This window comes from Terrimicrobium sacchariphilum (assembly GCF_001613545.1).
In the GTDB taxonomy this organism is placed as follows: domain Bacteria; phylum Verrucomicrobiota; class Verrucomicrobiia; order Chthoniobacterales; family Terrimicrobiaceae; genus Terrimicrobium; species Terrimicrobium sacchariphilum.
This window is the reverse complement of the sequence record NZ_BDCO01000003.1, coordinates 187,061-213,275: the sequence shown is the minus strand read 5'-3', so window position 1 is coordinate 213,275 and position 26,215 is coordinate 187,061. Positions and strand designations below refer to the sequence as shown.

At 60.8% G+C, this 26,215-nt stretch carries 24 protein-coding genes and 3 tRNA genes; 8 read left to right on the top strand and 19 right to left on the bottom strand.

Annotated elements, in window-relative coordinates; genetic code table 11:
* Positions 1-7: 7 nt before the first annotated feature.
* Entirely contained in the window at positions 8-1,441 is a 1,434-nt protein-coding gene (gene cls / locus TSACC_RS18675; protein WP_169809703.1) for a cardiolipin synthase, read from the bottom strand.
* Positions 1,429-1,791: a YkgJ family cysteine cluster protein gene (locus TSACC_RS18670; RefSeq protein ID WP_075080982.1), complete on the bottom strand. Its 363-nt coding sequence runs from the start codon at positions 1,789-1,791 to the stop codon at positions 1,429-1,431. Before TSACC_RS18670 ends, cls begins: the two co-directional genes overlap by 13 nt.
* 93 nt (positions 1,792-1,884) lie before the next feature.
* Between TSACC_RS18670 and TSACC_RS18665 the strand changes: the two genes are divergently transcribed.
* Entirely contained in the window at positions 1,885-2,301 is a 417-nt protein-coding gene (locus TSACC_RS18665) for a hypothetical protein (RefSeq protein ID WP_075080981.1), read from the top strand.
* A gap of 71 nt (positions 2,302-2,372) precedes the next feature.
* On the opposite strand, the gene fumC is transcribed toward TSACC_RS18665, so the two are convergent.
* Genes fumC through TSACC_RS18635 form a run of 6 tightly spaced genes read right to left on the bottom strand, consistent with a single transcriptional unit; the run spans position 2,373 to position 8,366 of the window.
* Entirely contained in the window at positions 2,373-3,788 is a 1,416-nt protein-coding gene (fumC, locus tag TSACC_RS18660; RefSeq protein WP_075080980.1) for a class II fumarate hydratase, read from the bottom strand.
* 53 nt (positions 3,789-3,841) lie between these two features.
* Positions 3,842-4,495, bottom strand: a complete 654-nt coding sequence (locus TSACC_RS18655) for an HAD family acid phosphatase (RefSeq protein WP_075080979.1) — start codon at positions 4,493-4,495, stop codon at positions 3,842-3,844.
* Positions 4,496-4,509: 14 nt separating this feature from the next.
* The gene (locus TSACC_RS18650; protein ID WP_075080978.1) at positions 4,510-5,910 is read right to left on the bottom strand and encodes a tetratricopeptide repeat protein; all 1,401 of its coding nucleotides are present in this window, start codon (positions 5,908-5,910) and stop codon (positions 4,510-4,512) included.
* Between the two features lie 26 nt (positions 5,911-5,936).
* Positions 5,937-6,137: a hypothetical protein gene (locus TSACC_RS18645; protein ID WP_075080977.1), complete on the bottom strand. Its 201-nt coding sequence runs from the start codon at positions 6,135-6,137 to the stop codon at positions 5,937-5,939.
* Positions 6,134-7,054 carry an aldose epimerase family protein gene (locus TSACC_RS18640; RefSeq protein WP_075080976.1) on the bottom strand — a complete coding sequence of 307 codons (921 nt, stop codon included), beginning with the start codon at positions 7,052-7,054 and terminating at the stop codon, positions 6,134-6,136. Before TSACC_RS18640 ends, TSACC_RS18645 begins: the two co-directional genes overlap by 4 nt.
* A 49-nt stretch (positions 7,055-7,103) precedes the next feature.
* Positions 7,104-8,366: a valine--pyruvate transaminase gene (locus tag TSACC_RS18635; RefSeq protein WP_202816008.1), complete on the bottom strand. Its 1,263-nt coding sequence runs from the start codon at positions 8,364-8,366 to the stop codon at positions 7,104-7,106.
* Between the two features lie 90 nt (positions 8,367-8,456).
* On the opposite strand from TSACC_RS18635, the gene thiH reads away from it, so the two are divergent.
* Complete coding sequence (gene thiH, locus TSACC_RS18630; RefSeq protein ID WP_075081437.1) at positions 8,457-9,572, top strand: 2-iminoacetate synthase ThiH; 1,116 nt, start codon at positions 8,457-8,459, stop codon at positions 9,570-9,572.
* Positions 9,569-9,769 carry a sulfur carrier protein ThiS gene (gene thiS, locus TSACC_RS22175; protein WP_169809702.1) on the top strand — a complete coding sequence of 67 codons (201 nt, stop codon included), beginning with the start codon at positions 9,569-9,571 and terminating at the stop codon, positions 9,767-9,769. The genes thiH and thiS overlap by 4 nt, the downstream gene beginning before the upstream one ends.
* A gap of 7 nt (positions 9,770-9,776) precedes the next feature.
* Here thiS and TSACC_RS18620 read toward each other — a convergent pair whose 3' ends face one another.
* Positions 9,777-12,278: a tetratricopeptide repeat protein gene (locus tag TSACC_RS18620; protein WP_153811523.1), complete on the bottom strand. Its 2,502-nt coding sequence runs from the start codon at positions 12,276-12,278 to the stop codon at positions 9,777-9,779.
* 134 nt (positions 12,279-12,412) lie between these two features.
* A complete protein-coding gene (locus TSACC_RS18615) occupies positions 12,413-13,597 on the bottom strand; it encodes a 5-(carboxyamino)imidazole ribonucleotide synthase (protein WP_075080974.1) in 1,185 nt (394 codons plus the stop codon).
* Between TSACC_RS18615 and waaF the strand changes: the two genes are divergently transcribed.
* The gene (gene waaF / locus TSACC_RS21370) at positions 13,596-15,500 is read left to right on the top strand and encodes a lipopolysaccharide heptosyltransferase II (protein WP_169809701.1); all 1,905 of its coding nucleotides are present in this window, start codon (positions 13,596-13,598) and stop codon (positions 15,498-15,500) included. The genes TSACC_RS18615 and waaF overlap by 2 nt on opposite strands.
* On the opposite strand, the gene TSACC_RS18600 is transcribed toward waaF, so the two are convergent.
* From TSACC_RS18600 to TSACC_RS18565, 8 genes are all read right to left on the bottom strand, one after another.
* A tRNA-Val gene (locus TSACC_RS18600) sits at positions 15,488-15,562 on the bottom strand. The two genes, waaF and TSACC_RS18600, sit on opposite strands and share 13 nt — an antisense overlap.
* 128 nt (positions 15,563-15,690) lie before the next feature.
* A complete protein-coding gene (locus TSACC_RS18595) occupies positions 15,691-16,431 on the bottom strand; it encodes a hypothetical protein (protein WP_153811522.1) in 741 nt (246 codons plus the stop codon).
* A 57-nt stretch (positions 16,432-16,488) separates the two neighbouring features.
* A complete protein-coding gene (locus TSACC_RS18590; protein WP_075080972.1) occupies positions 16,489-16,785 on the bottom strand; it encodes a hypothetical protein in 297 nt (98 codons plus the stop codon).
* A 219-nt stretch (positions 16,786-17,004) separates the two neighbouring features.
* The gene (gene nusG / locus TSACC_RS18585; protein WP_075080971.1) at positions 17,005-17,568 is read right to left on the bottom strand and encodes a transcription termination/antitermination protein NusG; all 564 of its coding nucleotides are present in this window, start codon (positions 17,566-17,568) and stop codon (positions 17,005-17,007) included.
* A gap of 6 nt (positions 17,569-17,574) precedes the next feature.
* Positions 17,575-17,790, bottom strand: a complete 216-nt coding sequence (locus TSACC_RS18580) for a preprotein translocase subunit SecE (RefSeq protein ID WP_075080970.1) — start codon at positions 17,788-17,790, stop codon at positions 17,575-17,577.
* A 43-nt stretch (positions 17,791-17,833) separates the two neighbouring features.
* Positions 17,834-17,906, bottom strand: a tRNA-Trp gene (locus TSACC_RS18575).
* Positions 17,907-17,927: 21 nt separating this feature from the next.
* Positions 17,928-19,112, bottom strand: coding sequence for an elongation factor Tu (tuf, locus tag TSACC_RS18570; protein ID WP_075080969.1), 1,185 nt, complete (start codon positions 19,110-19,112; stop codon positions 17,928-17,930).
* 45 nt (positions 19,113-19,157) lie between these two features.
* Positions 19,158-19,233: transfer RNA gene (locus TSACC_RS18565), tRNA-Thr, on the bottom strand.
* Between the two features lie 267 nt (positions 19,234-19,500).
* On the opposite strand from TSACC_RS18565, the gene TSACC_RS18560 reads away from it, so the two are divergent.
* Complete coding sequence (locus TSACC_RS18560; protein ID WP_075080968.1) at positions 19,501-20,826, top strand: DUF6600 domain-containing protein; 1,326 nt, start codon at positions 19,501-19,503, stop codon at positions 20,824-20,826.
* Between the two features lie 37 nt (positions 20,827-20,863).
* Here the strand turns inward: TSACC_RS18560 and TSACC_RS18555 are convergent, their stop codons facing one another.
* Positions 20,864-21,589, bottom strand: a complete 726-nt coding sequence (locus TSACC_RS18555; RefSeq protein ID WP_237764026.1) for a hypothetical protein — start codon at positions 21,587-21,589, stop codon at positions 20,864-20,866.
* A 290-nt stretch (positions 21,590-21,879) separates the two neighbouring features.
* Between TSACC_RS18555 and kdpA the strand changes: the two genes are divergently transcribed.
* Genes kdpA through kdpC form a run of 3 tightly spaced genes read left to right on the top strand, consistent with a single transcriptional unit; the run spans position 21,880 to position 26,213 of the window.
* Positions 21,880-23,559, top strand: a complete 1,680-nt coding sequence (gene kdpA, locus TSACC_RS18550; protein ID WP_075080966.1) for a potassium-transporting ATPase subunit KdpA — start codon at positions 21,880-21,882, stop codon at positions 23,557-23,559.
* A gap of 16 nt (positions 23,560-23,575) precedes the next feature.
* A complete protein-coding gene (gene kdpB, locus TSACC_RS18545; protein ID WP_075080965.1) occupies positions 23,576-25,657 on the top strand; it encodes a potassium-transporting ATPase subunit KdpB in 2,082 nt (693 codons plus the stop codon).
* Positions 25,658-25,661: 4 nt separating this feature from the next.
* On the top strand, positions 25,662-26,213 hold the full coding sequence (kdpC, locus tag TSACC_RS18540) for a potassium-transporting ATPase subunit KdpC (RefSeq protein ID WP_075080964.1): 552 nt from the start codon (positions 25,662-25,664) through the stop codon (positions 26,211-26,213).
* Positions 26,214-26,215 lie beyond the last annotated feature (2 nt).

The window sequence follows — 26,215 nt, the reverse complement described above, 5'->3', positions numbered from 1 at the left end:
GCTCTCTCTACTGCTCAGGACTCATCAGAGCCGAGAGGCGGCAGCGCAGGCGGAAGAAAAAGCTGTTTTCCTCGAACTTCGCTTTCAAATCTTCCTCGATGCTGCGAGCAAAGTCCGCCTCGAACATCTTTTCCACATCCTTCGCAAATCGCGAATCTTCGACGGCTGCAGCCAGTTCGAAGTTCAGCATGAAGGAACGGTAGTCGAAATTTACCGAACCAACGATCGCCACCTCGCTATCCGCGAGCATGACCTTCTGGTGCATGAAACCAGGCTGATAGCGCCATATCCGGACTCCCGCCTCGCGCATCATGGGATAGAAGGTGAAGGACGACAGCCAGGGCAGCGTATGGTCGATGCCCTGCGGCAGAATGATACGCACGTCCACGCCTCGCAACGCGGCATGAGCCAGGGCGGAACGCAACGCGGGATCTGGGACAAAATACGGACTGGCGATCCACAGTCGTTCGCGCACGTCGTGAATGATCTCACAGATAACGGCGGATGAGACATTCCAGACCTCGGCCGGACCCGAGGCAAAAGGCAATACACGCTCATCTCCCACCACTCGCGGGCGGATGGGAATTTGAGGCACCTGCCCGCCAGATGCGTAGCGCCAGTCTTCGGCAAAAGAAACCTGAAGAGCCTGCACCGCCGGCCCCTCGACCTGCATGTGCGTATCACGCCAGGCTCCGAGCGGGCCAAGGCCCATGTATTCGTCGCCTGCGTTCAAGCCGCCGATGAAGGCCGTGTGGCCATCAACGACAACGAGCTTGCGATGGTTGCGGAAATTCACCTGAAACCGGCGGCCCATCTGGCGGTTGGTGACAAAGGACTTCACTGGCACGCCACCGTCCATGAGTTCCTGCACGAACGACTCGGGCAGGCCCTTCGCGCCGACCGAATCATAGAGCAGCCAGCACTTGACGCCCCGTGCTGAAGCGGCAAGGAGGCGATCCTTCAAGCCCCGCCCCACCCCATCATCGTGCACGATGTAAAACTGGACGATGACGTAATCCTTGGCTCCCTCGATCGCCGCATAAATCGCGTCGAACGTCTCCTTGCCATCGACAAGGAGCTTGGTTCGGTTGCCATGCGTGACGGGGAAATGTCGGAGATCCTCCCCCAGTCGCTCCGCGTCACGGTACTTCGCAGAAAAGTGCGCCCGGAAGGGAATCATCGCCTCGCGCGTTGCCGCCATGAAGTCATCCAGCTCCTTGCATTTCCCCGTGCCCGCCCGCACGTAGCCGGAGAAGCGGGATTCACCGAAGACGAGAAACAGGGGCACTGCGATATACGGCAGGACCAGCAACGACAGTCCCCAGGCGATGGAGGCCTGCGGGGTGCGGGAAATCATCACCGCCTGGATGGCGAAATAGATGCCCGCCGCCTGAAAGGCGAACGTCACAATGGAAACGATGATGGCGATCAGTTCGAACATACCGGCGCAGGTACCTCTATCGCTTCGCAGACATCCCGCCAACCCGGGAAATTCCATACGTTGGGGAAGCCTTTGCACTGGTAAGGCTTGGCCGCCTGGATGCGGCAGTCGCGGCCCTCGAGGAAAATGCACTCGCCGGTCGGTTTATCGATGAGGGCGAGTCCGTCTCGGGCGGGCCGGAGGCGGGTGTACTGCTGGACAAACTCATACTCGCTCAGCCCAAGGTACACCGCGATGTCGCGAATATCGGCATCGCCCAATTTCACAAAACCCGGCCAGCGACAACAGTTTGTGCAGCGCTGGCAGGCGTAGTACACTTTGGAAGCTGAAGGATCGGGTGTTTCGGACATCGTCGCCGCACACCATAAATTCTTTTTCTTTTCTGGCCAGCGTGCATCTCCTCTTGCGAATAGGTCTCAAGTGCATAAAATAGATGCACGACCATGTTTTCCAGCTTCCAACTCGCAGGGTATCCCGCCAAGACGTGGCGCCATGACGCCGCCGGGATCGTGGAGGAACTTTTCCGTACCACCTCGCCGGCATACTGGGACATGCTGATCGACCTCCGACAGGAGCTCCTGCATGGCCGGAACTGGAACACCACGTTTGACCTGTTCCTGAAGTGCCGCCTCGCGCTGGAAACCCAGCACTACCTGCCCTTTTACCGCCTGAGGAATCTCCTCGCGGGCAGCTTGCGCCTGGAGGCCCACGGCGAGGACATCGGGCTGGCCCGCATCCTCCGCCGGAAGCATCGCTCGCTGGCGGACATCCGCCGGCACATCACGCGTGATCTCTTCGAACACGAATTAGTCGAGTCTCTCGACCACCCGCTGAAGCTCGAGGTTGTCGAGCGGGTCTAGTCGCTTGATTTTCCAAACAAAAAAGGCCGGTGTTTCCACCGGCCTTTTTCATTTTGGGAGTCTCGATCCGCTTACGGATGAGTCATTTCCTCGGCCTTCACCCATTCGGCGAACTGCTCGGGAGTGACGTGTCCCAGGGCCACGGCGGCCTCCAGGAGACTGGAGCCGTCCTTGTGCGCCTTCTTGGCGATCTGGGCGGACTTGTCGTAGCCGATGTGCGGGTTGAGCGCGGTGACGAGCATCAACGAGTTCTTCACGTACTCGGCGATGCGCTCGCGGTTCGGCTCGATCCCAATGGCGCAATGCTCATCGAAGGAGATGAAGCCATCGGCAAGGAGACGGACGGAGTTGAGGAAGTTGAAGACGATGACGGGCTTGAACACGTTCAACTCGAAGTTGCCCTGCGAACTGGCGACGCCGATGGCGGTGTCGTTGCCGATGACCTGCACGGCGATCATGGTGATCGCTTCGCACTGGGTCGGGTTCACCTTGCCCGGCATGATCGAGGAACCCGGCTCGTTCTCCGGGATGGTGAGCTCGCCGAGGCCGCAACGCGGACCGGAAGCCAGCCAGCGAACGTCGTTGGCGATCTTCATGGCGGAACACGCGAGCGATTTGACCGCTCCGCTGGCGAAGACGAATTCGTTGTGCGACGAGAGGGCGGCGAACTTGTTCGCGGCCGAGACGAACGGCAGGCCGGTCAACTGGGCGATATACTTGGCTGCGACCTCACCGAAGCGCGGGTGGCTGTTCAGGCCAGTTCCGACGGCGGTGCCGCCGACGGCGAGTTTGTAGAGACCCGCCTGGGCGTCCTCGACGCGCTTGATGTCGTCATCGAGCAGGGTGACGTAGCCGGAGAATTCCTGGCCGAGCGTGAGCGGCGTGGCGTCCTGAAGATGCGTGCGACCGATCTTGACGATGCTGTCGAATTCCTTCGCCTTCTTGTCGAGCGTGTCACGCAGACGGCGGGCGGCGGGAAGGAGCTTCTCATGCACCTGCACGGCGGCAGCGATGCTCATCGCAGTTGGGAAGGTGTCGTTCGACGACTGCGACATGTTCACGTCGTCGTTCGGGTGAACGGGCTTCTTGGAACCGAGGACGCCGCCGGCGATTTCGATCGCGCGGTTCGAGATGACCTCGTTGGCGTTCATGTTGCTCTGGGTGCCGCTGCCGGTCTGCCAGATACGCAGCGGGAAGTGGGAGTCCAGCTTGCCCGCGATAACCTCATCGGCGGCCTGCACGATGAGCTTGGTCTTTTCATCGGACAGCTTGCCGAGCTCATTGTTGGCCAGGGCGCAGGCTTTTTTCAGGATGCCGAGCGCGCGGATCAATTCCGGCGGTTTGACGTCGTTGCCGATATTGAAATGGATGAGGGAACGGGCGGTCTGCGCGCCCCAGTAGCGATCGTGCGGTACGGAGATTTGGCCCATGGTGTCGGTCTCGACACGGTGGGTCTCACTCGGAGAGAGAGGTACGTTTGTGCTCACGGGCCATGACGATACCCGGTGCTCTGCAAGGACGCAAGAAACCCCGCCAAATATTAGCGAATGTAATAGTACGGGTTGGGCAATTTGACTGCCGTGCGGGCGTATCCACCCTCCAGGTCGCTCAATTGATCGCCCATGTTCAGGACGATGACGTGGCCTGCCTCCTCCAGTTTGCGACGCACGCCGGACTTGAATGGAACGATCGATGGCTGGCTGTAGTTGTCGGGCTTGAGAAAGAGCCCGCTCCAGCCGGTGAGGCCGGCAGCCTTGAGCTGACGCACGGTATCCGCACGGACAGACTCCACACGACCGGTAATGAGGTAGATGGGTATCCCGGCCGCGCGAGCCTTTTCATAGATGGCCTTGGTCGGCGCGAGCACCGGGTCGTCATGCGTTTTTACCCAGGCAAAGAAGGTGCTGAGCTTCACATCGAAACCCTTGTCGGTGAGATACGCCCAGTTGCTCAGCAGCGTTTCGTCGATGTCAAAGACCACCGCCATCTGCTGGCGGGGCTGTTTGCTGGCGATCGCCCTGTCCAAAGCGGCATGACCGCGCTGAGCCGCCTGCGAGAAGCACTTTTCGTAATCCCCCGCATCGTGCCACCCGATGAGTTGCTGCTTATACAGCCCGAGGTTGGGGCGCGGCTCGCACGGGGCGCACCCCGCGACGATCACGACCAGACCGGCTGCGGCCAGCAGACGTCTCATGGGAAATCTGCTGGCTAGGAGTTGTAAGAACCCTCTACGCGCTCGGCCACATCTCGGAAGCTGTAGTCGACCTCGTAGATTTCCTTCATGCACTCGATGCATTTGTCGGCCTGCCCCATCTTTTCAAAGACCATCCCGAGCTTGTAGGTGATCTCCTTCTTCGTGGCGTCCATCTGATAGAGTTCGCTCTTGGCCTTCTCGAGGATCTTCGAGGCGAGGTCATACATCCCTCGGCCGGTGTAGCACTCGCCGAGCAGGCTCATGGCGCGCAGGCGTACGCTGGGATTCTGCTGCGCACGCTGAAGCTCCGGGATGGCGTCCTTGTAATTTCCCGCGGCTACGAGGATTTCACCGAGTTCGAAGCGCAGCGCGAGATCGGTGGGATTGCGCTCCACACGCTTCTGGGCTTCCTCAAACAGGAGCGCGGCGCGCTGGCGTTTGATGTCTTCCAACTGCGTCGCGTACTCTGCGGCCTCGGGAGCGCTGCCATTGGCGGCGAGATACTCCTCGTACCCGGCGATGGCGACGTCGTACTGCTTGAGGCGCAGGTCGCTGAGTTTGCGTACGAGTGAGGAATCGGAACCGGATGTCAGTTGGACAGCGTAGTTATACCAGTTCACTGCGGACTCGAGGTCTTCCTTCTGCTCGTACATCTCTGCGATGCGGCGGGAGACATCGACATTCGACGGGTCCTGCTCGACACGGGCATGGAGATCGGCGAGGAGGTTGTCGATCATCTCCTCACTACGCACGACGCGATTCTGCTGCTCGAGAGCGACCGCCTCGTCCTTGTTGCGAATGAGATCGCGGTAGGTGGTTTCCTCTTTTTCCCAACCCCCACGCTGCATGGAAGCGGCAGCAGCGGCATCCTTGCCTCCCTTCACTGCGGCGAGGTCATTGGGTGTTACCTGGACGATCTTTCCATAAATATCGACCGCTTTCTGCGGCTGGCCGGTGGAGAGCAGGAGCTTGGCCAGCTCGTGCATCGTCTTGGTATCCTTGGGATTCCCCTCAATGATGGTCTGCAGGGCAAATTCCGCGACTTCCGGCATATTTGCGGCGAGCGCAGCCTCCTTGAGGAGCTGGTTTGCGGCCGGATTGTGCGGTTCGTTTTCCAGCGACTTCTCGATCGTATCGAGAGCAGCGACGGGGTCCTTCTTGATCAGGCTTTGCACCTTGATCGTGTTGAACGATGCCCCGGAAAGTCCTCCAAGGAGGCTCTTTTTGCCGGAGTTTTTTGCAATGGCTGCCTTGCGGACAAGCTGGCGGCCAACGAGGAAATTCGGACAAGCCTTGAGAACTCCCTGCAATAATTGGATCGCATACCCGTAGTTTCGCAATTCCATGGCGCTCATAGCCTTGAGCCACGGGGCGCGTTGAGCTTCGGGCAGTTCTTTTTCAGTGATTACGGGCATAGGTCGGGGTGAACGAACAGGTGCAGTTACGGGGTAGGAGCCTGCGAGGACGGCGCAGCCGGAGCCTTCGCACTTCCTTGACTACTAACAAACTCCGTCAGCGATTTCCACTCTGTTGCAGCGCCTTGGACAAAATCGCTCGTTCCGTGCTCGTAAAGAACGACGAAACCGAAGGTGAAAACGGCCAGCAGGGAAACACGTAGCAGCAGGGCAAGCAGGGACATCATGACAGGATGGATGGAAGGATGGTGAAGGATCGGCTCAATTTTGCCCCGGGAGCGATCACCTGGATACCGGGCTTGTTTTCAAACGCCGTGGGCGGATTGGAATCCGGCAGCCCCCAGCAAGGCTCGACACATAGGAATGGGTGCATATCGCTCCAGAGGGTGACATAGGGAGCCTCGGAGAAATCGAGCGACACGCGGCGCCCGCTGGCGGGGTCGTCGATAATAAACGTCCGTTCCGGCACGCCGTCCAAACCGAGGATGTAGGAGCCCTCCAGCTCGGCGGAGGGAAAGGGTGATTCCCCGCCCGCGTGCGTTATCGTCTCGATTTCTCCGCTGAGAAAATTCCCCGGCGCCATGTGACGGGCGTAGGTTCCTGACGGCAAGAGGAGTTTCGCCGTGAGCGGCGAACTGACGGCAAAACCCGGGTGGAGTCCGAAACTCACGTGGGCATCGAGCGTCGGCTCCTCGTTGAGGAAGGTGAACTCCACGGTCACACCACGCTCGGAAAGCGAGTAGGTCAGGTCGAGCGAGACGCGAAGCGGGTAGAAATCCTGCGGCACGCGATCTGCCGGGACGTGATAGGTGAGCGAGTTTTCCCCGACCTTCGGCGCGTCAAAATCGAACGAGCGGAGAAATCCATGGTTACCGCCCTTGATGAGTTGGCCGCGGTAGTGGGATTGCTCCTTCCAGAGTCGGTGCAGGTAGTACCCCATCACGGTGGCGTGATTGGCCCAGCCGCTCTCGGGTTTCCCGGTCTCCCCATCGCGATAGAGAAAGCCCTTCCACTCGCCCGAGAAAGCCTTGGCGGCGAGGCTGATCATCTCGGCACCCTTGCGATTGACCGCGATCTTGAACCGCTCGCCAGTCAGGGTATCCAGAGTCACGCCATCGGAGACGCTTTCGGAGTAGTCAGCCATGCAGGCGATGCAAGCATGTTGCGCCCCGGAGATCAAACACTGCCATTCCCTACTCTCCGCGATAAGCCTCGGCGACGGTGCGGGCGAGGATTTCGATGCCCTCGCGCACGACCTGATCCTCCATGGCAAAGCTGAGGCGGATGCACTCGTGGGCGTGCCGCCAGTCAGCGGGCATTCCCACCGCAAAGTAATGACCGGGAACGATCAACACCCCCCGCTCCTTCAAGCGAACGTACAGTTCCTCCGCCGAGATCGGCAGTCCACGAAACCACAGCCAGAGGAACAATGCCCCCTCGCTGACATGCACATGGTAGTCGAGCGAGTCGTCGAAATATTCGTCGATCCAGCCAAGCGCCTGCCGGGATTTGGCCTCGTAGTATGGGCGGATCACCTCGCGGCTCAGGCGGAGAATATCGCCACTTTCCACGATAGGGCGTACGAGCGTCTGCCCGATGTTGCCATTGGCGAGGCCGACGACAGCATTGAGCGAGCTCACCGCCCGGATGATCTCGGGCCGGGCCACGATCACCGCCGTGCGGGTGCCCGGGAGACCGAGCTTCGACAGGCTGAGGGTGAGAATGATGTTTTCATTCCAGATCGGGCGCACCTCCCGAAAGATGATGCCGGGAAAGGGAGCGCCGTAGGCATTGTCGATGATGAGCGGAATTCCCGCCTCGCGGGCAACGCTGTCGAGGCGCAGGATTTCCTCATCAGTGAGGACATTGCCAGAGGGATTCGTGGGACGGGACAGGCAGATCGCCCCCGTACGATCACTCAAGGGCAGGCGCGCGAAATCGATGCGGTATTTGAAGCGATGATTGGGCAGGAACTCGATGTCGGGCTCCGCGGATTCAAACAACCCGGGCGCGATTCCCTGATTCGCATACCCGATGTACTCGGGCGCGAGGGGAAGCAGTATGGTCCGCTTTTCCTCTGCGAACTGCCCCGCCAGGAGGTTGAAAAGATAAAAAAACGCCGTCTGCCCGCCCGCCGTCACGACGACGTTTTCGCGGGTCACGGGCCACCCGTACTCACGCTCCAGCAAACCTGCCACGGCATCGCGAAAGGCGGTATTGCCCGCCGGTGGGTCGTAATTGGCCAGCATCCGGTCGTAGGCGCCGCCATCGGCGAGGAGGTCGGACATGCGATGTCTCCACACCTCCTGCACGGCGGGAATGTGCGCGGGATTGCCCCCGCCCAGCATCCGCATGGTTCCATGGGCATCCGCGAGGGCATGCCCGAGATCGTCCATCAGTTCTTCAATACCGCTGCCGGAGGCTAGCGCGCGGCCGAATTCCGATTTTTGCAACACCCGATGGATGCTGCCAGCGACACGCTCTGGGAGAAACAGAAAAAAGTTTCCGTTTTAGCGCGGGCCGATTTGCCGTATTTTGGACATTCCATGACGTTCTCAGAAACATACGCCGCGGGTGAGTGCTTGAAGTCCCCGCTGGTGCAGCGTTTTGCCCGGCTTATCGAGCCCTGCAGCGACGCCACCATCCAAAGGATGGCCCGGGAGTCCTCCGCCCTCACCCGCCGTCACTTTGGAAAGACGATGCGTTTGTTCGCACCGATCTACCTCTCGAACGAGTGTATCAACTCCTGCTCGTACTGCGGATTTTCGCGCGAAAACGCCATTCTGCGCGTCACGCTGGAAATCGAGGAAACCGCCCGCGAGGCCGATCACCTCGTCAAGGAGGGCTACCGCAACATTCTCCTCGTCGCGGGCGAGCATCCGAAATTTGTCTCCGGCGATTATCTCATGCGTACGATGGAGCGCCTGCGGCCCATGGTGCCGAGCCTTTCCCTCGAGGTCGCCCCGATGGAGACCGAGGAATATGCCCCGCTCGTGAAAGCCGGAGCGGACGGCCTGGTGGTTTACCAGGAGACCTATCACGCCGAGACCTACCGCGAGATGCACCTTACCGGGCCGAAGAAAGACTACGCATGGCGGCTGGATTGCCCGGAGCGCGCCTACGCCGCGGGATTCCGCCGCATCGGCATCGGCGCTCTTTTCGGCCTCTGGAAGTGGCAGGAGGAGGCCCTTGCACTCGCCGCCCACCTCGAGCATCTGCAAAAGAACTGCTGGAAATCGCAGCTCACCGTCAGCATGCCGCGCCTGCGCCCGGCGGCGGGGGAATTCCAGCCCCGCTACATCCTGCCGGACCGCGAGTTCATCCAGGTGATGTGCGCCCTGCGCATCTGTTTCCCACATGTCGGCATCGTCCTGAGCACCCGCGAAATGCCCGAGTTGCGCGATGCCGTCGCGCCCCTCGGCGTGACCATGATGAGCGCGGGCAGCCACACCGAGCCCGGCGGCTACACCGGCCAGGGCAAGGACAAGCTGCACCAGACCGTGCGCGGCAAGGCCCAGGAGCCCACCGGCGGCGAAAGAGCCGAGGAGCAATTTGCCATCTCCGATGCCCGGACCACCGCCGAAGTCGCCGCGCGCCTGCGCGAGCTCGGCCTCGAACCGGTCTGGAAGGACTGGGACCCAGCCATCCTCAACGCTGCGTGAAAACGGTAACCATCAACGGCCAGCCACGCGAGGTCGCAGCCTCGACGGCGGTAGCATTGGTCGACGAACTCGGCCTCCCCGCCCCAACCGTGCTGGTGGAACTCAACGGCAAGGCGCTCCACCGCTCCGAGTGGCCCACAGAGGCCATCACCGAGGGCGACGTGATTGAAATCCTGCGCGTCAGCGCGGGAGGGTAGCCGGATTTTACTGGGTACTGGCGATGTAGTCGCCCATATCGACGCCGAAGCGGCGATCGTCCACGGACGGCGTCAGTTCGGAGTATTTCTGCCCATCCCAGACGACCAGCTTCATGAGGGGTTCAGTCGTCATCGCGCGCACCATGAGATATTGATCGAAGGTATCCGTACGATAGCCATCGAGGGCGACGATAATCATGCCGCTCTTGAGGCCATTACGCTCCAAGAAGCTGTTGGTCTCGCGAATGGAGACTCCCTTTTGGGGCGGAACAGAGAAGGAGGCCAGGGTAACCTCCTGGATGCCTGCGGGGAAGATGCTGCCGATGAGCCTGTCATACTGCTCCCGGTCCACATACTGCGGAGCAGCCTTCATAGCGCGGATCAGGTGGGCGGACTCCTCCACCGGCTTGCCTTTGCTATACCTTTCGTCGCACTTTCGGGCGGTATCTAGGGCGCCGCTCCACCGGCCGGTCGCCTCCTGCAGCCAGATGTAGGATTGCAGACCAGTATAAGAATACACCTCCGCAGCATCGGCTCCCACCTTTTCCGCCATCTCGGCGTCGCCTTTGCCATGGAGGTATTTCACCAGCCAAAGAGAATTGTTGGCAGTCCTGACCCGGTCGCGAGCCTTCTCAAAACCGAGCAGGTAATACCGGGCCGCTTTACCAGCATCGTCCCGCTCGCGAAAATAGAAACCCAGATCGAGATATTCATCAGGATCGATCTCGGCGACCCGCGAGGAGTATTTTTCGTACTCAGCGGGTTGATCGTAGTATGAGTTGGCCAATGTGCGCATGGCTCTGCGGTGGAATCCCAGCATGTCCGCCATGTATTTCTCGAACATCGCGGGCTTGATGTGGTCGTGGCTCGATCCGTTGTCGATGTAAGCCAGATTGTAGGCCAGCCGATAAGAGTATGGCGCCCGATCAAGCAGCTCGGTCATCCAGACCTTGTCCGTCTCGTCTCCCACGCCGATGTCATACAGCCGGGTCTCCTCTTCAAAGGCGGTGCCTGACGGGATTTCCGGATGAAACCACCTATGCCAGTCGGGAACCTGAGCCGGCACATCATCCCCATCCTTGTTGCGACGCAAAGACGCCCACAGGCAGGGCGTCACCATCTCGGGCTGCTCTTGAATGATCTTTCGCAAGGGATCATTCATCATCTCATACCGTCGGGCGTCGCGCTCCATGGAGCGCTCGAGGAATGGCTTGTATCTTAGCGAGGGAAGCTGATTCACGATGAATGCCTTCACTTCGGACGCCTCGTCCTTCACTCCCCACTTGTCATTGAGAAAAGCATAGAGCGAATCGAGCCCCTGCATGAGACTGCGCTGCTGCATCCCCGAGAGCAGATTACGGCCCGCGACCTGGAGCCTCAAACTCCCGTCCCTGCCCGCAGTGACTGGAGATCCCTCCGGAGTGTCGAGATATTCCTTCAGCCACGACCACGATTTATCCGAGGGCTCAAAGCCTTCGGCCTTGGCTGCATAAGCGATCTCCTGCAGTTCCGGGATCAGAATGGGCTTGCTAAAGATATGCCCACCTCTGACGGAGAGGTACCGCTCGTTGGCTATGCGACAGTAGCCGAGATCGATCTTCTCCAGCTTGATCTCCTCCAGAAAGTCAATGCCTGACATTTCATTGATCGCCATCGTGAGCGCCCGAAAATACTCATGCTGCAGCGCTGGGCTTCCCATGCCCGCGGCCGGGCGGCCCGACCGCCAATCCATGGAATTGCGAAGGCGAATGATCTCCTTCCAATCGGCCAGTTTTCCCTGCGCAGGGAGATTCATAGCCAATGCATCCCTCTGCTGCCCGCACAGAGTCAGTCGCAACGCCTCGGCGACTTTCCTTCCCGGGGACTCCTTCGAAACTCCCAGCGCATCCGCCGCAGCCAGAAATGCTGTCATGCGATCAAGAGCCGGGCGAATATCGCGAAACATTCCCGAATGGTCGTTAAAGGCCATCACTCCGCAAAGAATGGCCGCCTGCAGCCAGCCCTCGCCCGATCCCGGATGCGCCTGCAGGAACTCGGAGATACGGCGGTTTTCCTCGGAGTAAACCACGATGCCTGGAGACAACAGCCGGGTCAGCAACCCCTCCGCCGTCTGGTTGGACAAGGCGTCGTCCGGGGCAGGCAGCATGAGTCGCGCCCACTCACGATAGGTCTCGGGATTCCATACTCCTGTCTTCCCGACAGCCAGGGGCGTATTTACTCCGCGAGCAGCGACCTCGTAGAGTCCCGCCGAGGGATAGGCCAATACCACTTCTTCAATCTCCCCCTTTTTTGCGAGAGCGCCGAGGTCCGCGAGATATTGGGAGATCAACCGTACGGTCCAGCCTTCCTCCGTGCGCATCAGTCTCGCCTCATCCCTCGCCACCGGAACACCGGTGCTCACTACGACCGTCGATGCGCTTTGCTCGGAGTAGTAATAATATCCCAGGGCAACCACGAGTCCGAAGACTCCCGAAATCACGACACAGGCCGTTACAGGTGAAACTTTCACAGGAGCACGCTTAGTGGCGCACACTCTGTCCGCCCGCCCCCGCAGCGTAAAGGCAAATCCCCCTTTACAGACTAAGACTAAAGCAATGCAACAGGTCGCTTATCTTAGCGTCGCCTTGCATAAGCCGTGCGTTTTTAGCGTTCGTCGCCGAGCGCGGACTTGAGCCGCGCGATCGTGGCAAGGGCCTCGTCGACCGGACCGAGCACGCAGACGTGGCCCATCTTGCGGCCAGGCCGCGCCTCGGCCTTGCCGTAGAGATGCAGCTTGGCTTTCGGCTCGGAGAGGACGACATCCCAGCGAGGCTCGCCGTCTTTCCAAAGGTGGCCGAGGATGTTCCACATCACGACGGGTGTGAGGAGCTCCGGCGAACCCAACGGCAGGCCGCAGACGGCGCGGAGTTGCTGTTCGAACTGACTCGTGGCGCAGGCGTCGAAGGTGTAGTGGCCGGAATTATGCGGACGCGGGGCGAGTTCGTTGACAACGAGTTTGCCATCGCGGGTCAGGAAAAACTCCACCGCCAGCAGGCCGACCACGTCGAGCGCGACAGCGATTTCCCGAGCGAGCTTTTCCGCTGCCTCGGCGACCTCGGGCGAAAAACGCCCAGGGACAATCGAAAGATCGAGGATGTGGTGGGTGTGGATATTCTCCGAGGGCGGGAAGGAAACCGCCACGCCATCCACCCCTCGAGCCACGACGACGGAAAGCTCCAGCTCAAAAGGCACCCAGGCCTCCAGCACGCCGCGCGGCGCGCCGAAGTTCTCCCAGAGTTGAGCCGCATCGACGGAGCCGTTGAGTTTCACCTGCCCCTTGCCGTCGTAGCCGAAATCCGCCGTCTTCAGCACAGATGGGGTGCCGATCTCGCCTATGGCTTTCGCGAGGGATTCCGCAGAATCCACCACGCGGAACTCCGCATGTGGGAAGCCATTCTGGCGCAGGAAGGTCTTTTCGCGCTCGCGGTTCTGGCAGATGTGCAACACCTCGCCGCGCGGGCGCACCGGGCAGATCGACTCGACCGCCTGCACGGCGCTGAGCGGGATATTCTCAAACTCAAAGGAAATCGCATCCACCCCAGAGGCGAACCGGGCCAGCGCCTCGGTATCCGTGAACGAGGCTGTCACCTCGACATCGCTGATCTGGCCAGCCGGGCTGTCCGGGTTGGGCTCAAAAGCGTGCACCCTGTACCCCATCCGCCGGGCGGCGATGCCAAACATGCGCCCGAGTTGGCCTCCGCCGAGGATGCCGACGGTGCTGCCGGGGTTGATGGAATTCCTTTTCGCCGGAGCATCGGCTCGGCTAGGGTGCTCGTTCTCGTTCTGCATGGTTGACCGTATTACGTACTTTCTGGCGCTGGGCATCATCTCGGTAATCCGATGTCTGCCACTCGGCGCGGCCTTTGTTCTTGGCCAGTCGCTCGGGGCGCTGCTGTGGGCCATCCTGCCCAGCTATCGGCGGCTCGCAAGGGAAAATCTCACCCGCGTCTTTGGCGAGGAGAAAACCCCGGCGGAAATCCGCGCGCTGACCTTCAAGCACTTCACCACGCTCGGAGCCAATAGCGTGTGCGCCCTGAACATCGCCGGAGCTTCACAGAAGGTCATCGCCAAGGCCGCGTGGATCGCCCATCCCGAGCGCCTGCAAAAGCACCTCGCCGCCGGTCGCCCCGCCGTCATCGCCATCAACCACATCGGCAACTGGGAGCTTTACGCCCAGATGGTTTTCATGATGCCGGAGATCAAGTTTGGCACAGTCTATCAGGCGCTGCGCAACAAGCCGCTCGACGACCTGATCAACCAGGACCGCCGCCGCCTCGGGGTGGCCACCTTTGACCGCAAGAGGGGCTTTAACGAAGCCATCGCCCTCCTGCGCCAGCCCGGCGTGGTCGGCGTACTGGTCGACCAGAATGCCGGGGATGGCGGCATTTTCATGCCGTTCTTCAACCGCCTGAGCTCCACCTCGCCGCTGGCAGCCACGCTGGCCATCCGCACGGAAGCCGCCGTGGTGCCGATCGCGATCTTCACCGAGGGCTTCGCCAAATGGCGCGTCGAGATCAGCGAGGAGGTGCCCTACGACCCCGCGCAGCCCGAACAGCTCACCCTCGACATCAACAAGGCGCTCGAGCGGCAGATCCGCGAGTCGCCCGCCGACTGGTTCTGGGTGCACAACCGCTGGAAAACCCCTCTCCCGCACTTCCTCACCGTCACGCAGAAGCGCGGCGTATACCTCCCCGAGGGCGAAAAGGAGACGCTGAAGCCCTTCCGTATCGTCGTGCGCTCGCCGAACTGGCTGGGCGACGCCGTAATGAGCTTCCGCGCCGCCCGCGCCTTCAAGCTCGGCCGTCCCGACACACACCTCGCCATCCTCACCCCCGCCAAGCTGGCCGGGCTGTGGAAACTCGTGCCCGAGGTGGACGAGATCATCCCCTTTGAGCCAAAAGAGTCGATTTTCTCCGTGGCGAAAAAGCTCCGCGGTCGCTTCGACGTGGCGGTGCTTTTTCCGAATTCGCTACGCAGCGCGCTTGAGGCGTGGCTGGCAGGCATCCCGCGGCGATTCGGCTACCGCGGGCACAATCGCGAGTATTTCCTCAACCAGATTCCCTCGGAGAAAAAGAAGAAGAAAAAGAAGGTGGCTCCCAAGCCTGAACACCACGCGGACCGGTACTTCACGTTGGCCGAGAAGTGCGGCGGAGTCGAACCTCCGCCCCTCCCCCGCCGCAGCCGCCCGGCTCCCGGCAAGCCTGTGATCGGCGTCTGCCCCGGCGCGGAATATGGCCCTGCCAAGCGCTGGCCCGCCGAGAGCTTCCGCAAGACGATGGACCTGGTCTCGGCGAAACTGGACTGCAAATGGGTAATCCTGGGCGTTTCGGCCGACCAGCCCATCGCCGCCGAAATTATTGAGGGATTCCCCGGCGAGGTGGAAGACCTGACCGGCAAGACCTCCCTCGACGGCCTCGTGGAGACACTGGAAACGCTCACCGCACTCGTCACCAACGATACCGGCACGATGCACCTCGCGGATTTCCTCGGCGTACCGCTCGTCTCGATCTTTGGCTCCACCGAGCCCGACCTCACTGGCCCGCGCAAGGACAAGAGCGTCGTGATCCGGCATCGCGTCGAGTGCAGTCCATGCTTCCTGCGGGATTGCCCGGTGGATTTCCGCTGTATGGCCGCCGTGACCCCGGAAGAAGTCTCCAGCCGTGTGCTGGAGCTGGTAAATGGTGGGCAGTGAGGGGATCGAACCCCCGACCAATAGTGTGTAAGACTACCGCTCTACCGCTGAGCTAACTGCCCTGAGAAAAGGGAGGCGAGTCTCCTTGGGAAACCTGCCTGCGGCAAGAATAATGCACTGGAGGCCGCGCGAGGCAAGCAGATCACGTCGGTGAGATGCGAAATTTCGCCTCTGCCGGGCAAGCCTTTTCCTATCGGGAACCGTTCCAGTCGCCCTCGAAGCGGTCTTTGCGCCACGAATTGCCTTCATCAATACGGGTAAGGGTCATGCCGCGGCCCGTGGCGATGTAGGTGTAACTGCCCGGAGCGCTTTCAAAGCGCGTAGCTTCGTTAGCTGAAGTGTCGGTGAAGGTGATCCGATTGCCCTCCAGCGTGTAACGCCCGCGAAAAGCTGGGACCGCCATATCCTCACCGAGGTAGATGGCGTAGGTATTACCTGGAAGAATGCGCAACTCGATGGAGCCCTCGCCCTTCAAGCCGCTACGCCGCCAGGTGCCAACGATCGCAGGCCACTCGGACACAGCGATACGGGCGATTTTCCACGACCCATCCTCCCAGATCCAATCAACCGTCACGCGTTCCTGGATATTGAAGCGCCCCGGAGAGTTTGCCGTCATCGTGCTGCGAGTAGCAGCACGGGTGGGCAGGGAATACACCATCTCGGGCTTGGTAAACGAGATCGTATAGGGATCGAGAGCCAGCGCATTCAGGTACGTCGACACGGTGGCACCGCGCGGTGAGGCTGGCAACTGGATGGTCGCATTCTTCGCGAACTGATCTGCGAACTGCTCGTGGCGCGCCGAGTTGTGAGTCCTTGCCACAGTGGAGAGACGATCGCCGAGCGAGGTGGGATCGACCACGGGAACCTCAGGTTCGCGGTGGGCACAGGACGCAAGGAGCACTGCTCCCACGAGTACGAAAAACGCGCGCATGGCGATCTGATAACCGCTCCGAAGCTCGGAGCAAAGCGAATCCCTCAAAATCTTCCTCTATTCGAGGACGGAGACCTTCACTACCTTGGCCGGACGGAAGGGCGTACCGGAGGTCTTCGGCGGCTGAATGAGGCTCAATGCAATGAACTCCGGGTTGATCGGAGAAATGATGCTATATCCGCCTTTCCCATTGGGGAGCATCGGGGTACCCCACCGACTACGGCAGACAACTTCATTAGCCAGAATGCGCTCGCCGCGCAGAGTGTGATTATACATATCGACCTCGGTCGTCGTGGACTGCGTCGTGGTAATGGGCGCGATGTAAGCGCCTCCGGCGAGGAGAAGAGGAAGCATTTTGGGTTAAGGAACTGGCGATCATAGATACCGACTCAACCTGGCAAGGGCAAGTGCAATCACCTCCCCGATGCGATGCTCGGGACCAGGCCGGCACCATGTATCGCCGAAACAAGGCGCTGGCGACTCCAGGGAAACTATGGAGGGGGGCGACTCCGGAAAATTGAAAAGGCCGGTCGTAATGACCGGCCTTTTCGGAAAACGTGTTGGGTAAATATATCAGGCCTTTTCGACCTGCCAGTATTCAAGGTCCACCGGGGTCTCGCGACCGAAGATGGTAACCGATACGCGCAGCTTGCCGCGCTCGGGATCGATTTCCTCGACGATACCATTCTGGTTCTGGAACGGACCATCGGCCACCTTGACCTTGTCTCCGACTTCGAAGCTGATCTTTGGCTTTACGGTGTCCTCACGTTCGCGGACCTGGGCCAGCAGACCCTCGACTTCCTTGGTACGCATGGGAGTCGGGCGGTCTTTCGAACCGGCGAATCCGATCACGCCGTCCGTTTCGCGGACGAAGTACCAGGTCTTGTCGACGAGCTGGTTGTTGTCATCCAGCAGGTGCATGTTGACGATCAGATAGCCGGGGAAGAACTTGCGAGTGGTCTCGGTCTTCTTGCCGCGCTTGATCTCCTGCACGCGTTCCGTAGGAATGAGAACCTCGTACACATAATCGCTCATCTCCTCGAGCTTGATACGGCGGACGAGATTGTCCTGCACTTTCTGCTCCTGTCCGGAGAGAACGTGCACGACATACCACTGGTCTCGGGGTGCGATTGGCATGTGTCTTTACTGTCTGGTCAGGAAACCGACGATGTTGATGAGGAAGAAATCAAAAAGTGCGATGTATGCGCCCAGGATGACCATCGCGATCAAAACCACCATGGTCGAATCCGCCAGCTCTTTGTAGCGCTTGAAACCTTTTTCGTTGGGGTCCCAAGGCCACTGGGCTTTGCCGAGCTCCACACGGACCTCGGTGACAAACTTGCGGATCTTACCGATCATGAATGGGTACGAATTTAGAAATGTAGGAATAATGCCTTTTGCTCAGGACAGGAGGGACTCGAACCCCCAACCGACGGTTTTGGAGACCGTTGCTCTACCAATTGAGCTACTGTCCTTTGGCAAAAGAGGCGACTAACTTATTCCAGAATATCCGCCACGCGTCCAGCACCGACGGTGCGGCCGCCTTCGCGGATAGCGAAACGGATCGTCTTTTCCATGGCGATCGGAGTGATCAGCTCGACCTCGATGGAGACGTTGTCACCAGGCATAACCATTTCAACGCCCTCGGGGAGCTTGATGGTGCCGGTCACGTCCGTGGTACGGAAATAGAACTGCGGGCGATAGTTCGAGAAGAACGGCGTGTGACGGCCGCCTTCGTCCTTGCTCAGCACGTAGATCTCAGCCTTGAACTTGCGGTGGGGCTTGATCGAACCGGGCTTGGCGATGACCTGACCGCGCTCGATGTCTTCCTTCTTAACACCGCGGAGAAGCACACCGACGTTGTCGCCGGCTTCGGCGGAGTCGAGAAGCTTGCGGAACATTTCGATGTCGGTGACGGTCGTCTTGACGGTCGGCTTGATGCCAACGATCTCGACTTCTTCCATCTTCTTGAGGATACCGCGCTCGACACGACCGGTGGCGACAGTGCCGCGACCTTCAATGTTGAACACGTCTTCCACCGGCATGAGGAAGGGAAGATCCTTCGGACGCTCCGGCGTCGGGATGTATTCGTCAACGGCGGACATGAGGTCGAGGATCAGCTTCTCGTACTCGGCGTCTCCTTCGAGAGCCTTGAGAGCGCTGCCCTTGACGATCGGAATGTCGTCGCCAGGAAATTCGTATTTGCTCAGGAGTTCGCGGACTTCCATCTCGACGAGGTCGAGGAGGTCCTTGTCGTCCACCATGTCCACCTTGTTCATGAACACGACGATCGACGGAACGCCGACCTGACGGGCGAGGAGGATGTGCTCGCGGGTCTGGGGCATCGGGCCGTCTGCGGAGCTGACGACGAGGATAGCACCGTCCATCTGGGCCGCGCCGGTGATCATGTTCTTCACATAGTCGGCGTGTCCGGGACAGTCGACGTGCGCGTAGTGGCGGTTGTCGGTCTCGTACTCAACGTGAGCGGTGTTGATCGTGATACCGCGCTCTTTTTCTTCGGGAGCAGCGTCGATATCAGCGTAGTTCATCGCCTTGGCTTTGCCAGCCTTGGCGAGCACGGTCGTGATAGCGGCCGTGAGCGTAGTCTTGCCGTGGTCAACGTGGCCGATCGTGCCGATGTTGACGTGCGGTTTTGTTCTCTGGAACTGTTCTTTTGCCATCTTAAGGGTTGCGTTTGGTTTGACAGGCGCGTCGTTCTTCAGGGGTGGAGCCCATGACCGGGATTGAACCGGTGACCTCGTCCTTACCAAGGACGTGCTCTACCAACTGAGCTACATGGGCATATAGGGCCTGAGCCATAAAGAACTAGGACGCTTCTGCGTATTTTGTCCACCTGCAAAAGGGCGTAAAACCCTAACCGTTATCCCGTATTCCGCGAAACGGCTAGAGTCTTCATTCCCTTATTGAAGAGGGACGCAAAACGTACCAAACGCGAATTGCCTGTCAAAATGAAAAACACCCCCTGAGTGAGATTGCTGCGCGATGATTTCCAAAGAGACCGCTGGAAGTCCCAAAAAATCGCGCTAAATTCCGCTCTGAGGCCACCTTATGAAATTTCCCCTCCTCCTGGCGGCAATCGTTGCCCTGCTGGGAATTTTTCCTTCCGGAGCATCCGCCCAGACCCAATCTCCGGTCACTTTTGACACATTTTTTCATGAACTTTCCCCCTACGGCGAGTGGATCGACGTGGATGGCTACGGCACGAGCTGGCGCCCCAAGGTGGACTCCGACTGGCGTCCCTACACGGATGGCCGTTGGGCGCAAACGGACGCGGGATGGACTTGGATGTCCAACGAACCATGGGGATGGATCACCTACCACTATGGTCGATGGACCACGCTGGAAGACGGTGCCTGGATCTGGGTGCCTGGATACGAATGGGCTCCCGCCTGGGTATCCTGGCGCACAAATGATGACTATATCGGCTGGGCTCCCCTGCCCCCTGAGGCCGTATGGGAACCCTCGGCCGGATTCAACACGAGCGTTGATGCTTCCTACGGGATCGGAATTCAGGTCTATACCTTCTGCCCGGTACAATATCTCGGCTGGCCGGCACTGCGTCCCGTATTGATGCCGGTGAGGCAGAACGGAGTGATCCTGCCCACGACGACCAATGTCACGAAGATCGCGGTGCGCAATAACGCGATCTACTGCAATGGGCCCGACTACGCTCGGATCAACCAGCAGGGGCAGTACTCCGTCCCGCAATACCAGATCCAGAAGTACCAGGATGCCGTCGGGTGGCCGGCTTCGGCGGAACAACAGGCTCTCTTGAAGCAAGGCGTGCTGCCCGTGCGAGCTCCCAGGGTTTATCCGATATTTTCCGCGACGAGCCAGCGCAGCGTGACCGTCCGGATTCCGCGCCACCAAAATGGGCCACCTCCCCAACAATCCGCCGTTCAACCCGCTCAAGCAGCGCAGACCGTCACAGTGCAACCACAACCTCGCATAGTCGGCTACCCGGCCCCCCAGCAGTCGAACCCTTCCAATTCGCCAACTGTGCAAACCGTTGTCCCTCCGGTTCAGTACCAGCAGCAACAGCAGGCACAACAATACCAGATCAACGCCAACCGCCAGCGTCGCCAGGAAATCCAGCAGCAGGCGCCCTCATCCGACACCGCTGTACGCATCCAGCAACAACAGGAGCAGATGCAGGAACGCAACCGCCAGATCCAGGATACCCAGCAGCGAATGATGCGGCAGAGCCAACAACAAAGCCAGGCAGACGCAATGCAACAGCAGCGCGAAGCCATGCAGATACAACTCCAGCAGCAACAGAATCGCCAGCAGCAGCAGGTCCGCCCACAGAATCAGCCAAGGTCCCAGCAAACACCACCGCCTGGAAGCGGATGGAAGACCCTAAACAACTACTAGCCGTCACCGGGAGGAAAGAACCCCCGGGAACGATCACCTAGCGGCGGGCGCCGTAGGCGTTATTGCGGTCGACGAGGAAGAGGTTTGCTCCGCGTCGCTGAAGGACAAAGGTATTGTTATCGCCATACTTCGTCCATGGACCAGCGGGCACATCGCGAGCCTCGACGAACTTCCAATCAGTTACGTCTTTGTTTCCCATGCCGAGATAGTCGCGCACTGCGGGGGAAATATCGAGACCAGCGCCCTGGTTGAGGTTCGGGCGGGGACGTTCGTTGCCAAAGACGTACTGAAAATGATCGGTGCGAAACGGGCCGCAGTCCTCCCACTGGGCGTAGCAGATACGGCTGCCGAAACGGATGGCGATCCACCGTCCCTTGCAAACCGACTTACCGGGGCGCTCGAAGGCCTGCTTGAACCATGGAATGACCTTGCGAGACTCCGGCTTGGTCGTGCCTCGCGTCACGTCATTGTAGGGCAGCGCAACGTAAAAGGGATTTTGGCGGGGAACGAAATTGGCAGGGAGAAAATTGCGGCGGCGGGAGGAATCCGGGTCGTCATACCCGCCGTAGTTGCGAGCCCACTGCGGATCCCATGAGCTCTTGTAGTTCGGCACCGGATTATTGACCGTCGGGCGTTCTCCGACCCAGAAAACCGTGGTCATGATGTTACGCTTCCACGGATACCGATTGAAGCCCGCTCCCGGACTCGACGGCGTAACCACTTGGGGCGCAACCTGCAACAGGGCGTTTTCGCGAAGTTTCATCGCGAATTTCTGGAAATCGAGACTCGAGGCAATTGGCGACTGAGCCTCAGCCGCAAAAACCGACGAGATCATTGCCAGTGCCAATACTGTTGGTGCAAGCAGCTTCATGCCCTGGGAAAAGAACGGGTAGTATCGTAGCCGCGATTGCCTCCCGCAACCGAAAAAGTTTCCATGCACCTGGTTGCCTGTGGTGATTAAAAATCTCGGAATGGGGCCATTTACGTTTTTTTAATGCGGGAGGATGGGCCTTTAACTCACGGTACGGGCCGACATTGCCGGAGAATGACGGCATGTTCGCATTGGACATTCTTCAGGCCGCGCTCTTCGCGGCAGCACTCATTCTATTGACTCCCCCGCTGGGCCTGTACATGGCCCGGGTATTGGAAGGACGATGGCGGTTCCTCGCCCCCGTCGAGACGGCCATCTACCGGCTCTGCGGCATCCGTGAGCTGCGCGAGATGAGCTGGAGGCAATACGCGGGAGCGCTCATCGCCTTCAATATCATCGGGCTGGCGGTGCTCCTCGCCATCCTGATGGGGCAGGGTTTCCTCCCGCTGAATCCGCAGAGCCTGCCGGGGATGAAGTTCCTTCTCGCGCTGAATACGGCAATCAGCTTCGTGACCAATACGAACTGGCAGGCGTATTCGGGTGAGTCGGCGTTGAGCTACTTCAGCCAGATGGCCGGGCTGACGGTGCAGAACTTCGTGAGTCCCGCCGTGGGCGTCGCGGTGATGCTCGGGCTCATCCGCGGATTCGTCCGGCGCACCGGCACGACGGTGGGCAATTTTTGGGCCGACCTCGTACGAACGGTTCTCTATATCCTGCTCCCGCTCTCGATTCTTTTTACCATCGTGCTGGCTGGCCAGGGCGTGGTGCAAAACCTCTCGGGTTACGTCACGGCCACGACCGTGGAGGGAGCGCAGCAGTCCATTCCCATGGGCCCGGCGGCTTCCCAGGTCGCAATCAAGCAGCTCGGCACGAATGGCGGAGGGTTCTTCGGCGTGAACAGCGCCCATCCGTTTGAGAACCCGACCCCGCTGACAAACTTCCTCGAACTCCTCGCCATCTTTCTCATCCCGGCGGCGCTGACGTACACCTTCGGCGTCCTGACCGGCGACCGTCGCCAGGGCTGGGCGCTCTTTGGCGCGATGTTCATCCTGTTCCTCGCGGGCTTCGCGGCGAGCTGGTGGGCGGAGAGCCGGCCAAATCCCATCACGCATGTCCCGATCAACATGGAGGGCAAGGAGCAGAGGTTCGGCGTGATGAACAGCGTGCTCTGGTCGACCGCCACGACGGACGCCTCGAACGGGTCAGTCAATTCCATGCACGACAGTCTCTCGCCCATCGCCGGGATGGTGGCGATGCTCAACATGAAGCTCGGCGAGGTGATCTACGGCGGCGTGGGCGCGGGCATGTACGGCATGCTCATGTATGTGCTGCTGACGGTCTTCATCGCCGGGCTGATGGTGGGCCGCACGCCGGAGTACCTCGGAAAGAAGATCGAGGCGCGTGAGGTGCGGCTTGCCGTCATCGCGCTCTTCGTCCCGAGCGGGCTGATCCTCGTCGGCGCGGCCATCGCGGCATCGGTTCCGGCCGGGCTCTCCAGCCTCGCCAACGCAGGACCACATGGATTGAGCGAGATTCTGTATGCCTTCGCCTCGGCGCTGGGCAACAACGGCAGCGCCTTTGCCGGGCTCACGGTCGACACGCCGTTTTACAACCTCATGCTCGGCGCAGGCATGTTGATCGGGCGCTTCATCGTCATCATTCCGGCGCTGATGATCGCGGGCAGCATGGTGCGCAAGACCGCCGCGCCGCCCTCGCCCGGCACCTTCCCGACGAACACGCCGCTCTTCGCCGCGCTCCTTGTGAGCGTGATCCTGATCGTGAGCGCGCTGTTCTTCTTGCCCGCCCTCACCCTCGGCCCGATCTCGGAGCACATGGTGATGCTCCAAGGTCGCACGTTCTAACCCATCGACTCGATATATGAGTGCTTCCAAGACTGACTATTCCCAACTGATTCCCGCGGCCATCCGCGACTCCTTTCTCAAGCTCGACCCGCGCGAGCAGGTGAAAAATCCCGTCATGCTCGTGGTGTTCCTCGGGGCCATCTGGACGACGGTGACGCTGTTCACGAGCTTCTCGGGCTTCAACCTGCAAATCGCGATCTGGCTGTGGTTCACCGTGCTCTTTGCAAACTTCGCCGAGGCGATGGCGGAGGGTCGAGGCAAGGCCCAGGCCAATGCCTTGCGCCAGGCGCGCACGCAGACCATGGCCCGCCGCCTGCGCAATGGCGTGGAGGAGCGCGTCGCCTCGACGGAACTCCGCAAGGGCGACCTCGTGGCGTGCGAGGCCAATGACCCGATCCCCGCCGATGGCGAGGTGGTCGAGGGCGTGGCCTCGGTCGACGAGGCGGCCATCACCGGAGAATCCGCCCCCGTCATTCGCGAAAGCGGCGGCGACCATAGCGCTGTCACGGGCGGAACCCGCGTGCTCAGCGACCGCATCGTCATCCGTATCAGCGCCGATCCGGGAGCGGGATTCCTTGATCGCATGATCTCGATGGTGGAAGGCGCACGCCGCCAGAAGACGCCGAATGAAATCGCTCTCGGCATCCTGCTCGTCAGCATCACGGTGCTGTTTCTCTTCGCGGTCTTCACCCTGCCCGCCTTCTGCGCCTACAGCGAGCAGGCGGCGGGACAGAAGGACGTCGTCAATACCAGCGCGCCGGTTCTGGTTTCGCTGCTGGTCTGCCTGATTCCCACCACCATCGGCGCGCTGCTCAGCGCCATCGGCATCAGCGGCATCGACCGCATGATCCGGCGCAACGTCATCGCCACCAGCGGTCGCGCAGTTGAGGCGGCCGGGGATATCGATGTGCTGCTGCTCGACAAGACGGGCACCATCACGCTCGGCAACCGCATGGCGACGGCCTTTCACCCCGCTCCAGGCGTGGAGGAGCGCCAACTCGCCGAGGCGGCGCAGCTTTCGTCGCTGGCGGATGAAACCCCGGAGGGTCGCTCCATCGTCGTGCTGGCCAAGGATCTCCATGGCCTGCGCGCGCGGGACTTCCTGCCGTCGCATGTCGACTTCGTGCCCTTCACCGCGCAGACCCGCATGAGCGGCATCGATATCAAGGTCGATGACGATGGCGCTCCCATGACGACACGCAGCATTCGCAAGGGCGCAGCCGAGGCGATTCGCCAGGAGGTCGAGCGCCAGGGGGGAAAATTCCCCGCGCAGGTGCGCAACGCCGTGGAGGTCATTTCCAAGGCGGGCGGCACGCCGCTCGTGGTCGCGGAGGGCGTGACGGTGCTCGGCGTCGTTCAACTGAAAGACGTGGTCAAAGGCGGCATCAAGGAGCGCTTCAGCCAGCTCCGCAAGATGGGCATCCGTACCGTGATGATCACGGGCGACAACCCGACCACGGCAGCCGCGATCGCCGCCGAGGCGGGCGTGGATGAGTTCATGGCCGAGGCGACGCCGGAGATGAAGCTCCAGCGCATCCGCGCCGAGCAGGCCGAAGGCCACCTCGTGGCCATGACCGGCGACGGCACCAACGACGCCCCGGCGTTGGCCCAGGCCGACGTGGGCGTGGCGATGAACACCGGCACGCAGGCCGCGCGCGAGGCGGGAAACATGGTCGACCTCGACAGCAATCCCACGAAACTCATCGAGGTTGTCGAGATCGGCAAGCAGCTCCTCATGACGCGCGGCGCGCTGACCACCTTCAGCATCGCGAACGATGTGGCGAAGTATTTCGCCATCCTGCCTGCGATGTTTGCGACTCTGTATGCCTTGAAACCCGGCGCGCCCGGTCCGCTCGCTGCCCTGAACATCATGGGCCTGCATTCGCCTGAGAGCGCGATCCTGAGTGCGGTGATCTTCAACGCTCTCATCATCATCGCGCTCATTCCGCTGGCCCTGCGCGGCGTGGCCTACCGAGCCACGGGAGCGTCGCAGGTGCTCCTGCGCAACATCATCATCTACGGCCTCGGCGGCGTCATCGCCCCGTTTATCGGCATCAAGCTAATCGACATGCTGCTCGTGACCCTTCACCTCGCCTGATCCCATGAAAACCATCCTCACTGATTATCTCGTCTCGCTCCGGGCCATCGTGGTCTTCACTGTGCTCACCGGCCTCGCCTACCCGCTGGCCATGACCGGCGTTGCCCAGGCGCTCTTTCCGCACGCAGCGAATGGCAGCCTCGTCGGCCCCGCCACGCAGCCAGCCGGGTCGGCGCTGCTCGCGCAGAAATTCACCGCGCCGAAATACTTCTGGCCGCGTCCGTCGGCCTCCGATTACGGAACCGTGCCCTCCGGGGCCAGCAACCAGGGGTTCACCAGCGCGAAGCTGGCGGCAGGCGTGGAGGAGCGCCGCGCCGCCATCGGGCCCAACGCGCCGTCAGACCTTCTCTACGCCTCGGGCAGCGGGCTGGACCCGCACATTTCCCCCGAGGCGGCAGAGTATCAGGTTGCGCGTGTGGCTGCCGCCCGCCAGCTCCCGCCGGAGGCCATCCGGCGCGTCGTCGCGACGGCCACCGAAGGCCCGCAGTTCGGCTTCCTCGGTCAGTCGCGGGTGAATGTTTTGGTGCTGAATCGCGCGCTGGATGCGCTAAGATAGCG